The sequence below is a fragment of the Tenacibaculum sp. 190130A14a genome (assembly GCF_964048965.1).
In the GTDB taxonomy this organism is placed as follows: domain Bacteria; phylum Bacteroidota; class Bacteroidia; order Flavobacteriales; family Flavobacteriaceae; genus Polaribacter; species Polaribacter polynesiense.
On record NZ_OZ040189.1, the window covers coordinates 852,136 to 863,582 of the forward strand.

General features: G+C 31.7%; 9 protein-coding genes. 3 read left to right on the forward strand and 6 right to left on the reverse strand.

Features of this window, described 5'->3' with window-relative positions; genetic code table 11:
• Nucleotides 1-31: 31 nt before the first annotated feature.
• The 5 genes from ABNT22_RS04160 to porV form a co-directional block, all read right to left on the reverse strand.
• Nucleotides 32-1,858 (reverse strand): LysM peptidoglycan-binding domain-containing protein, encoded by a 1,827-nt coding sequence (locus ABNT22_RS04160; protein ID WP_348714373.1) that lies wholly within the window; start codon nucleotides 1,856-1,858, stop codon nucleotides 32-34.
• Between the two features lie 21 nt (nucleotides 1,859-1,879).
• On the reverse strand, nucleotides 1,880-3,415 hold the full coding sequence (gene guaA, locus ABNT22_RS04165; RefSeq protein ID WP_348714375.1) for a glutamine-hydrolyzing GMP synthase: 1,536 nt from the start codon (nucleotides 3,413-3,415) through the stop codon (nucleotides 1,880-1,882).
• Between the two features lie 62 nt (nucleotides 3,416-3,477).
• On the reverse strand, nucleotides 3,478-4,542 hold the full coding sequence (locus ABNT22_RS04170) for a 3-oxoacyl-ACP synthase III family protein (RefSeq protein WP_348714376.1): 1,065 nt from the start codon (nucleotides 4,540-4,542) through the stop codon (nucleotides 3,478-3,480).
• Nucleotides 4,543-4,691: 149 nt separating this feature from the next.
• Nucleotides 4,692-5,174 carry a cytidine deaminase gene (gene cdd, locus ABNT22_RS04175; protein WP_348714378.1) on the reverse strand — a complete coding sequence of 161 codons (483 nt, stop codon included), beginning with the start codon at nucleotides 5,172-5,174 and terminating at the stop codon, nucleotides 4,692-4,694.
• Between the two features lie 81 nt (nucleotides 5,175-5,255).
• Entirely contained in the window at nucleotides 5,256-6,329 is a 1,074-nt protein-coding gene (porV, locus tag ABNT22_RS04180) for a type IX secretion system outer membrane channel protein PorV (RefSeq protein WP_348714380.1), read from the reverse strand.
• Nucleotides 6,330-6,663: 334 nt separating this feature from the next.
• On the opposite strand from porV, the gene gldJ reads away from it, so the two are divergent.
• Together gldJ and ABNT22_RS04190 are read left to right on the forward strand one after the other, a co-directional pair.
• Nucleotides 6,664-8,385: a gliding motility lipoprotein GldJ gene (gene gldJ / locus ABNT22_RS04185; RefSeq protein WP_348714382.1), complete on the forward strand. Its 1,722-nt coding sequence runs from the start codon at nucleotides 6,664-6,666 to the stop codon at nucleotides 8,383-8,385.
• 69 nt (nucleotides 8,386-8,454) lie between these two features.
• The gene (locus tag ABNT22_RS04190) at nucleotides 8,455-9,711 is read left to right on the forward strand and encodes a UDP-N-acetylmuramoyl-tripeptide--D-alanyl-D-alanine ligase (protein ID WP_348714383.1); all 1,257 of its coding nucleotides are present in this window, start codon (nucleotides 8,455-8,457) and stop codon (nucleotides 9,709-9,711) included.
• On the opposite strand, the gene ABNT22_RS04195 is transcribed toward ABNT22_RS04190, so the two are convergent.
• A complete protein-coding gene (locus ABNT22_RS04195; RefSeq protein ID WP_348714385.1) occupies nucleotides 9,704-10,555 on the reverse strand; it encodes an N-acetylglucosamine kinase in 852 nt (283 codons plus the stop codon). The genes ABNT22_RS04190 and ABNT22_RS04195 overlap by 8 nt on opposite strands.
• Nucleotides 10,556-10,695: 140 nt before the next feature.
• Here ABNT22_RS04195 and ABNT22_RS04200 point away from each other — a divergent pair, with 140 nt between their 5' ends.
• Complete coding sequence (locus tag ABNT22_RS04200; protein WP_348714387.1) at nucleotides 10,696-11,433, forward strand: tyrosine-protein phosphatase; 738 nt, start codon at nucleotides 10,696-10,698, stop codon at nucleotides 11,431-11,433.
• Nucleotides 11,434-11,447 lie beyond the last annotated feature (14 nt).

Consider the following 11,447-nt stretch of genomic DNA (forward strand, 5'->3'; position numbering starts at 1 on the left):
TTGCTGAGTTTTTTTATTTTTTGATTCTATCTTATTTCAATCGTGTTAAACTTAAATCATTGTTGTATCTAACTAAATACAATCCTTGATTCGAATAAGTTCCTGACTTTTTACGATATTCAAACTTATTTTCTAGTCTAAAAGAAGTACCATCTTTAAAAGTTCTACTTAACTTTTCTCCAGAAGCCAAACGCATAATAATATCGTATGTAATATCAAACCCTTTAACGGCATATTCAGAAGGTAGAGAATTGTTCTTTTCTAAGTATTTTTCATTAAAAACATTCACTTCTTTCGAGTTGATGTCAGCAAACATATTGGTGACATAAGTAAAATGAATTTGGGCTAATTTATTGTTGTCAATTTTGTTATAACCCTTATTTTTATTCACTGCAAAAACTTGAACGCTTACGTCATCAGGAAAACCAATAGCACTGTTTAAGGCATCAGCAACAGCAACGTTGTCATCTGAAGTCATAATAAACCAAGCTTTTTTATTGTCTTTTAGGTTTTCTATAAAACGGTCTTTTTTAATATATCCTTCTTCAGGTTTTAGTATATGAACTGTTTTGATCGAATCATGTCTTCGTAATCCATAACTGATTTTATCTACCATTGCATTTGATACTTTTTTCCCATCTCCAATTACAAAAATAGTTTCATTGTTGTAGTTGTCTTTTAAATACGATAGTAAATACTCTGTATATAAGTTGCTATCTGGAGCGGTTTTCACCAACTTAGATGATGAAAAGTCTTTTTGACTATTTGAAAAGTGAGGGAAAATAATAGGATTGTCTACCTCTCTAGCAAGTTCAATGGCTTCTTCTGAATAAAAAGGACCAATGATTGCATCCATATCGTCTAATTGATCAGATGTAATAATACTTTCAATATTTTTTCCTTTTCTACCAGTGTCTAAAATTAATGTATTAACAGTAATTCCCTGATTACTTAAAGAGTCAATTGCTATTTCTGCTCCTAAATAAAAGTCAGTAACCATATTCGCAAGTCTGTTTCTTTTGAATATTTCTTTATTAGCAATAGTATCGTACTCATTTGCTCTAAAAGGAAGCAATAAAGCAACGTTAACGGAAGCATCTGTTGTAATAGAGTCTCTATAAAACTTATATTCAACTTGCTCTGTCTCTTCGTCTTTTGGTCTTATTTTAATTAGTTGACCTACTTTTAAAACATTGTCTTTGATTTCTGGGTACTCCGGATTTAAATACATTAAATCCTCTTTTGAAATGTTGTAAAAACGAGTAAGACTAAAAATGGTCTCTTTACTTTGTACTTCGTGAGTAACATATTTTTTCAAGATTTCATTTTTATCTACAACAATAGTTCTTGTGTTGGCCTTTACTTTTAATACTTGTCCAACTGACAGTTTATTAAAAACTAAATCAGGAAATTCTGGATTTAGTTTTAATAGTTCATCTTTTGAGATATTGTACTCTTTAGTAATACGATATACCGTTTCTCCTTGCTGTACAGTATGTGTTTCGTAATCGGTAGTAACTACAGTATATACGTCGTCGTTTTTAGTAGCCTCTTCAGTAGTTTCTTCTTCTGTAGGAGTAGATCCTTCCACTATCTCTTCTTCTGAAGTTGTTTCTACAGGAGAGTTTGTACTATTAATCGTTTTGTTAGGAATAATAATAACGGTATTTGTAGGAGGAGTTGCGCTTACATCTGGATTTAAGCGAAGTAAATCATCTTCACTCATATTCAAACGATTGGCAATGTCTTCAATAGTTTCTCCCTTTTGAACTTTATAAGAAACATAGCGTTTCTGTTGTCCACAAGAAACAGCAATTGTCAATCCGAAAAGAAATACTAATAACTTTATTTTTTTCATGTATACACTTTTAAAAAGATGTTATTCCCACTCAATGGTTGCTGGTGGTTTAGAGCTTATATCATATACAACTCTGTTTACACCTTTTACATTGTTTATTATTTTATTTGATATTTTTTGTAAAAACTCATAAGGTAAATTTACCCAATCAGCTGTCATACCATCCGTACTTTCTACAGCACGCAATGCAACTACTTTTTCGTAGGTTCTTTCATCACCCATTACTCCAACAGAGTTCACCGGTAATAAAATGGCACCTGCTTGCCAAACTTTATTATAAAGTCCGTGTTCTTTTAATCCGTTGATGAAAATCGCATCAACTTCTTGCAAAATACGAACTTTTTCTGAGGTGATGTCACCTAGAATTCTAATAGCTAAACCTGGTCCTGGAAAAGGATGACGACCTAATAATTCTTGATCAATACCCATTGATTTTCCAACACGACGAACTTCATCTTTAAAAATCATTCGTAAAGGCTCCACTACTTTTAACTTCATGAAATCTGGTAATCCCCCCACATTATGATGACTTTTAATAGTTGCTGAAGGACCTCCATTTACCGAAACTGATTCGATAACATCTGGGTAAATAGTTCCTTGCGCTAACCATTTAGCATCTTCTATTTGAGCTGCTTCATCATCAAAAACGTCAATAAAAACTTTACCAATTGCTTTACGTTTTGCTTCTGGGTCACTCAATCCAGCAAGTTCATTCAAGAAGCGTGCCGAAGCATCTACTCCTTTAACGTTAAGTCCCATACCTTCATATTGTTTTAATACGTCGGTAAATTCATTTTTACGAAGTAATCCGTTATTTACAAAAATACAGTGTAAGTTGCTTCCGATAGCTTTGTGCAATAATACTGCTGCTACAGAAGAGTCTACACCTCCAGATAAACCTAAAACAACTTTGTCATTACCAATTTGTTCCTTTAAGTTTTTAACAGTTTCGTCTACAAATGAATCTGGTGTCCAGTTCTGTTCAACCTTTGCTATATTAACTAAAAAATTGGCTAATAATTGTTTTCCGTCAGTAGAATGATACACTTCTGGGTGAAATTGAATGGCATAGGTAGTTTCACCTTCTATTTTATAAGCTGCATTTACTACGTCGTGTGTACTTGCTAATAAAACACCATTAGTAGGTAGTTCTTTGATAGTATCTGAATGGCTCATCCATACTTGACTTCCTTCTGAAATATTTTGAAAAAAGGTTTCGTTTTCTTTTACAAAAGAAAGATTAGCTCTTCCATATTCTCTTGTGTTAGAAGGCGCTACTAAACCACCAGAAAAATGAGCTAAATATTGAGCACCATAACAAACAGCTAATAGTGGTTTTTTACCTCTTATTTCTGATAAGTCTGGATGAGGTGCTTCTTCAGAACGAACTGAAGATGGGCTTCCTGATAAAATTACGGCTTTAAAGTTGTTTAAATTTTGAGGAATTTTATTGTAAGGATGTATCTCACAATAAATGTTTAATTCTCTTACTCGTCGCGCAATAAGTTGCGTGTATTGCGATCCGAAATCTAATATAAGTACGTTGTGTTGTTGCATGCGCAAAAATAGTACTTACAATTTAGATTTTTAGTATTTAAAAATAGAATTTTTACAAGTTTTTAATAGCGATAAACAATGGCATTAATATTCATTCCAGCACCAACAGAAGCCAAAATAATAACATCTCCTTTTTGCACTTCTTGGTTTTCAATTTGATTTTTAAGAACTAAATCTAAAAGAGTAGGTACCGTTGCTACAGAGCTGTTTCCGAGTTTATGAATACTCATTGGCATAACACCTGTTGGAGGTTGTTTTTTATAAAGACGGTAAAAACGTTTGATAATAGCCTCATCCATTTTTTCATTTGCTTGATGAATGAATACTTTTTTAACTTCATCAATAGAAACCCCACTCTTATCTACGGCGGCTTTCATGGCTTTGGGCACATTGGTGAGTGCAAATTCATAAATTTTACGCCCGTGCATTTTTATATAGCGTACATCTGGGTGTTCATTTTTATCGTAAGAATTTCCGAAGAATAAATAATAGGCTTCTTCTTTTGTAAAAGTTTGCGAAGCATGACTTATGATTCCGTTACTTGTTTCATTAGAAGCCTCAACGATACAAGCCCCAGCACCATCACTGTAAATCATAGAGTCTCTATCATGTTTATCTATTACTCGTGATAATGTTTCAGCACCAATAACGAGACATTTTTTAGCAATACCAGCTTTGATAAAAGCTTGTGCTTGTATAACACCTTCTACCCATCCAGGACAACCAAACAAAATATCATAAGCTACACAATTAGGATTGCTAATTCCTAATCTGTATTTCACTCTTGTGGCTAAACTAGGTATAATGTCACTTTGTATAGCAGCACTTTTAACATCTCCGAAATTATGAGCAAGAATTATATAATCTAAATCTTCTGGATTAATTTGAGCATCGTCAATGGCTTTTTGAGCAGCAAAATAACCTAGGTCAGAAGCGTTGTATTTGGTTTCGGCATATCTGCGTTCTTCTATTCCAGTAATATCTTTAAATTTATCGATGATCACATCATTTGAATTTCCAAAATCAGAACCATCTGAGTTTAAAAATCGATTGGAGTTAAATTTCGAATTCTCTTTTTTAATATTAGGAATATAAGAGCCAGTACCTGTAATTTTTGCTGAAACCATTTGTTAATTTAGGAAATTGATTGTAACAAATGAACGCTTTTTAATCGTAAAAAACTAAAAATGAATTACTTTTATGAGAGTAATAAATAGAGGTGTTCTTTTTTAATGAAAACTTAAAAATAAGTTGCTTAAATAAGAATACAATAACTCTATAAGTAAGAACTATCAAAAGAAAATGGTAGTAAAGACAACAAAGATTCAGTTTTTACAATTTTTCCAACCTCTCCCATAAATAAAACTTCCATAGGTTCTTTTTGGTTGATTTCGTATTCAGATAATGTTTGTCTACATGCTCCACAGGGTCCAACAGGCTTGTCAACTTTTGAATTAGTAGAAGCAGCGGTGATGGCAATTTTTTTTACTTTAATACCAGGGTATTCAGATCCAGCTTTCCAAATAGCTACTCTTTCAGCACACATTCCAGATGGATAAGCTGCATTTTCTTGATTATTTCCTAATATAACTTCACCATTATCTAATAGAAGGGCTGCGCCCACATTGAATTTAGAATAAGGTGCATATGCTTTTTGTCGAGCTTCCACAGCTTTATTCATTAACATCTGATCTTCTGATGATAATTGAGATACATCATCATATATAGTAGCTGAGGCAGTAAAGTCTATTTTTTTCATGACAAAATTTTAGTCAAAAAAAGCAGTCGATTTGACTGCTTGTATATTTTCGGTACGAATTTATTAAAAATAAACGAATTTCTAATAATCTTCGAAGATTTCTCCTAAATCAAACCCTAATGAAAAACGTAAAGTGTTTTCTAATGGGTTGTTAATTTGAGAAGTGTTAATTAAATATGATAAGTTCAATGTAAATGATCTAGCAGTAAAACCAGCACCCATTGTAAAGTATTGACGATTTCCTTTTTCTGAACTTTCGTGGAAATAACCCGTTCTTAAAGCAAAAGCATTGTTGTATAAGTACTCAGCACCTAAAGCCCATGTAACTTCTTGTAATTCTTCGCTGAAACTTCTATCTCCTAATGAAGTGAACATTCCTTCGAACCATCCTCTTGAAGAGTTACTACTACTAGAAGGAACAAGTAACTTAGCAAATTCTAGATTTAATCCTAAGATGTTCTTGTCATCAAATATAAAGTCAAATCCACCACCTAACTTAGCATTTGTAGGAATAAAGTTTTCTTGACCAGGTGTATATTCTACTTTAGGTCCAATATTAGCAATATTAATACCTAAGCGGTAACGTCCATTAAAACTTCCATAATTTTGTTCGCTTGATTGGTAGTATGCAGATACATCAACACCAAAAGAGTTTACAGCTGTTAAGCTAGAGTTAACATCTAAGTTTGAGTTAATATACTTTAACCCAATACCCATAGAGAATTTTTCGCTTAATTTAAGAGAGTACACCCCTGTAATAGCAAATTCACTTGGATTATCAGAACCTGTAGATACTCCATTTGCATCTGTTAAATCGATTTGACCTAACGAGAAATATTTAATGTTAACACCCCAAGCAGAATTTTCCTTGAAACGATTAATATAAGACACGTCTCCAACAAAAATATCATCTGTTAAATTACGTAACCAAGGTGTGTAATTTAATCCAATACCTATTTTGCTTTTGTGAAAAGCAATTTTTGCAGGATTGTGAAAAATAGAGTTAACGTCTGAAGAGGTTGCAACTCCCACATCTCCCATACCTCCGGCACGTGCGTCGGTATTAACCAACAAGAAGGGGGTTGCTGTAGTTATTCTATCTTGAGCTTTTGTAACAAAAGCAACAAATAATAAGATGAAAGTTAATTTTCTCATGTAAAAGTTGAATTTAGTTTGGCAAATATATAATTTTATTACAGTATTAATAAATCTAATTTATAATTTCAAAGTATCCTTTAAAATTTGCTAATACCTAATAGGTAACAGTTTAGTTCAAAAATACCCTAAATAAAATTCTTTTCTAAAAGAAATAACGCAACTTACTTGTAGTTATTTTAATCTTTTTATTAGTTTCGTAATACTAAAGTAAAAAAACTATCGTTTTTAGTTTGCATGTGAATTGTAAGGTGAATGATATTTTAGAGAGTTTATATTGTAAACTATGATAAATATTGTAAATTGCCACACCCTTAAAAATAGTAAAAGATACATGAGAAGTACATCAAAATTAGTTAGCGTATTAGTAATTGCAGGTTTAGCATTTGCTTCTTGTAAGAGTAGTAGCGGAAGAAGAGGAGGTAATAGTTCCTCATTAACAGGTTGGAATTTTAATGATCCTAACTATGGTAATTTTATTAAAGGAAGTCATAAGCCTAATAAAGATGTTCCTCCTGGGATGGTACATATAGAAGGTGGAGCTTTTACAATGGGATTAGTTCAGGATGACGTAATGTTCGATTGGAATACTACCCCTAGAAAAATGCACGTGCGTTCATTTTATATGGATGAAACGGAGGTTACCAATGCAGAATATGGATTATTCATGCAGTATACGAAAAAAGTATTCCCTGCTGAAGAACCTCAATTTAAAAATATTTATGAGTCTGTTTTACCAGATACCTTAGTATGGAGAAAAGGTTTAGGTAATACAAATTTATTATCTGAAAGTTATTTAAGACACCCGTCTTATGCAGATTATCCTGTAGTAGGAGTTAGCTGGATACAAGCTAATAAATATTGTAAGTGGCGTACTAATGCAGTAAATCTTAAGATTTTAATGGATAAAGGTATTATTAAGAATATCTTTAAAGAAGATTCATTAAGTTTTTACGGTAAAGATAATTTTGATACAGATACTTACTTAACAGATCCATATGCAATTTTTGATGGAGACTCTACAATCTATAAAAAAGGGTTACCAGTTCCTAAAGTAAAAGGAGAACCAAAAGCTCCAAAAGGAACATTCTCAGGAAGACAAGTAACATCTTCAGATGGTATTTTATCTCAGAAATTTAGATTACCAACCGAAGTAGAATGGGAGTATGCAGCAAAAGCATTATTTGAAAATAGAGAGTATAATAACATTAGAGGAAGAAAGAAGTATTCTTGGGATGGAAAATATACGAGAGATAGAGATAAGAGAAGAAGAGGAGATCAGTTAGCAAACTTCAAGCAAGGAAAAGGAGACTATAGTGGTATTGCTGGATGGAGTAGTGATGGTGCTGATATTCCAAATGCTGTTAAGAGTTATCCTCCAAATGCTTTTGGTTTATTTGATATGTCTGGTAATGTTGCAGAATGGGTTTCTGATGTATATAGACCAATTATTGACAACGAAGCAAATGACTTTAACTATTTTAGAGGTAACATTTTTACTAAGAAATTAATCGATGAAAATGGTAAAGTAGTAATCGTAGGAGATGAAATAGGTGAAGTAGAATACGATACTTTAGAAAACGGTAGAATAGTACCAAAAGCTTTACCAGGAAGTGTGAAGTATATTCCAATTACAAGAGAAGATACTTACATGAGAAGAAATTACAACTTAGCTAATAACTCTAGTTTAGGTGATGGAGATCAAGCTTCTTCTAAGTTCTATGATTTAGAGAAAGATCAGTTAGACCAAGGAACAAGAATGTATAATGCTCCTGTAAAGCCAGAAGCGGAAAAGGATTCTTTAGGTAGAGTTATTGATAACTATAAATATGATGCTAAGAATAGAACTACGTTAATTAGTGATAGATCTAGAGTGTATAAAGGAGGTTCTTGGGCAGATAGAGAATATTGGTTAGATCCAGCTCAGAGACGTTATTTCCCAGAGTACATGGCAACAAGCTTTATTGGTTTTAGATGTGCTACAGATAAAATGGGACCAATGATGTTGAATGAAAGAAAAACAGCAACTCCTAGATATGTAAAACAACGTAGATAAGAGTTCAAGATTTAAGATAATATAGAATAACCTCATTGAAATTTCAATGAGGTTATTTATTTTTACAATATGAATATAGAAGGATTATACGAGCTATTTAAGAAGAGTTGTTTAGTAGATACAGATACAAGAAATATTAGGAAAGGTAGTATTTTCTTTGCGTTGAAAGGAGCTAACTTTAATGGGAATAAGTTTGCTGAAGAAGCTTTAAATAAGGGAGCTAGTTATGCTGTTGTTGATGAAGAAGAGTATAAAAGAAAAGGGAATATTATACTAGTGGAAGATGTGTTAACTTCTTTACAGAAATTGGCAAACTATCATAGAAGACAATTAAAGTGTCCAATTATTGCATTAACTGGGAGTAATGGAAAAACCACTACAAAAGAACTTATTAATGTAGTTCTCTCAAAAAAATATAAAGTAAACGCTACTAAAGGAAATTTGAACAATCATATTGGTGTTCCACTAACTTTATTATCTATGACAGAGGATACTGAAGTGGGAGTAGTAGAAATGGGAGCTAATCATCATAAAGAAATAGCTTTATTAAGCGGAATTGCTGAACCAGATTTTGGTTATATAACTAATTTTGGAAAAGCCCATTTAGAAGGTTTTGGATCTGTTGAAGGGGTTATTGAAGCTAAGTCAGAATTGTATGATTTTCTGATAGTAAACGATAAAAAAGTATTTGTTAATCCTTCCGATAAAATTCAAATGCAGAAAACAGAAAAGGCGAAACGAATTTTGTTTTCCTCAGATATTAGATTCGAAGAAGTGAATCCTTTTGTGAAGTTATCTTATAACACGGTTCAAATTCAAAGTAACCTTATAGGTAAATACAACTATAATAATATTGCAGTGGCGATTACTATTGGAGTACAATTTGACGTAGCAATGGATGATATAAAAGAAGCAATAGAATCGTATGCTCCTGATAATAATAGATCTCAAATTATCAAAAAGAATAGTAATAAAATTATATTAGACGCCTATAATGCGAATCCAACGAGTGTTCAAGCGGCAATAGAAAACTTTAAACTATTGAAAGATTCTTTTAAAGTGGTAATTTTAGGAGATATGTTTGAATTAGGTGAGAATAGTCATAAAGAACATCAATATATTGTTGATTTGATGGATGCTTGTGAGTTTGACGAATCGATTGTAGTAGGAGCAAATTTTTATGATACCACAACGAATAGTCAACAGTTTATAAATTTTGAAAGTTTAAAAGAAAAACTTTTGACTAAAAAATATACTAATGCCACAATATTAGTAAAAGGTTCTAGAGGTATGGCGCTAGAAAGGGTTTTAGAGTATCTTAATTAATGTTTTCCTTGTGGAAACTAACTAAGTTGTCAATTGGTCGTTGAATTACTTCTGTAATCTCTAAATCGTACTTGTTAGCTACTTTTTCTAGAATATCTCTAAAATAAAAAGCAATGGATCCGATAAAATATATAGGGGTTTCTTTTGTTTTTTGATAAGGTAAAATACGGTGTTTAAAAAACTCAATAAAACCTTTGCGAATTAGCTTTTTAACGTACTTTTCATCTTTGTAGTCAAACATAAATTTAGCAAAAGAAGCTAAATACATGTTCGGATTCGTTTCTTTATATAAGTGGTGCTTGATATGATCAGCGTCTAAATTAAAAGCTTCTTTGAATTTTTTAGCAATAGTTTTAGGCATTTTTTCATAATAGAAATCACGAATAAGTTTTTTCCCGAAGTAATTACCACTTGCCTCATCCATTAAAATATATCCAAGTGATGGAACTAACATTTCCATAGAGTTACCATTAAAATAGCAGCTGTTAGATCCTGTTCCAAGTATACAAACAATAGAAGGTGTTTTGCCTGCGCTTGCATATACTGCAGCAAGCATATCTTCAGCTACATGAACTTCAGCGTTTGTAAATATGTTTTGAAGCAATTGAGTTAGTATTGCTGAAGGCTTTTCAGTTCCGCATCCTGCACCATAAAAATATATTTCAGTAACACTATCCTTAATGTTCATTAATTGAAACATATTAATAATTCTGTTCTTTAACTCATCTTGGGGTACTACAGCAGGATTTAATCCTAATGTACGAACTCTAAAAACTTCTTCCTTTTGGTTATTAATAGCTATCCAATCTGCTTTAGTAGAACCGCCGTCTGCAATTAGTATCATCTTTACTCGTTATTTGAGCCAAATATAGACGTTCTCTTTTTTACTTACAATAGGTGATAAAAACTCAATCGTTTTCGTTAGTGAATTAACTTTAATTTTAATAAAAAACCATAAATTTGTATTCCTTTTAAATTTTAAATATGCTTTTTTTTAAAAAGAAAGAAATACCTTTAAAAGAACTATTTCCGGATAAATTTATAGATATACATTCGCATTTACTTCCTGGAATAGATGATGGAGCAAAGAGTATGGAGAATACAGTAGAGCTAATTTCTAAAATGTATTCTTATGGTATTAAAAACTTTGTAACGACACCACATGTTTTAGGTGATGTTTATCCAAATTCTTCTACTTTAATCAATGACAAATTACAAGAAGTAAAGAATGAACTTTTATCTAGAGGGTTGAAAGATATTCATATAAGAGCTGCTGCTGAATATATGATGGATGAACGTTTTGTTGGTTTGTTAAAGGATAATGACATTTTAACTATTAAGGATAATTATATTTTGGTGGAAATGTCATATTTCAGTGCTCCTTATAATTTATATGATATACTATTTGAAATTCAGTTAAAAGGTTATAAGCCAATATTAGCTCATCCGGAAAGGTATAATTTTTATCATGATGATTTTAATAACTATTATAAATTAAAGAAAGCAGGTTGTTTGTTTCAATTGAATTTATTGTCATTAACAGAACAGTACGGTAAAGGGGTTCAAAAAAGTGCTCAACGATTGATTAAAGAGAATTTATATGATTTTGTAGGAACAGATACGCATCACATGAAGCATTTGAGTTTATTGAAGAAAATTGGAACCCAAAAAATAAAGAAGCAAATAGCAGGATTATTGCATAACAATACAAAGTTGTTGTAAAAAAAAGGGGAAAC